At 69.0% G+C, this 277-nt stretch carries 1 protein-coding gene; it reads right to left on the bottom strand.

Going from position 1 to position 277, the window contains the following annotated elements; genetic code table 11:
• Nucleotides 1-277 (bottom strand): hypothetical protein (locus ACZ3HH_RS29830; protein ID WP_465810155.1); only part of this gene is annotated, 277 nt, incomplete at both ends.

Genomic DNA, 277 nt, shown 5'->3' with positions numbered 1-277 from the left:
CCAGGCCGAGGGGCACGGCGAGAGCCGCCGTGTAGAACTGGTGCATTCCGGCGACGACGGAGAACATCGCGGCGAACGTGAGGGTCCACACCGTCAGCAGCACCGTCAGGGCCCGCGGGAAGCGCAGGATCCACAGCACGATGAGCGCGATCAGCGCCGCGGGGATGAGCCACGCGATCTGACCGGCGAGCTGGGCGTTGAACAGGCGCAGCACGCCCGGGCTGCCGGAGAACGGCGGGGTGAACGACTCGTAGGACGAACTGTCATCCGTCGCTCC

The sequence above is a fragment of the Pseudomonas sp. PME37.24/025 genome, from assembly GCF_055556615.1.
The sequence above is the reverse complement of the archived record's forward strand: the minus strand, read 5'-3'. Positions and strand labels throughout refer to the sequence as shown.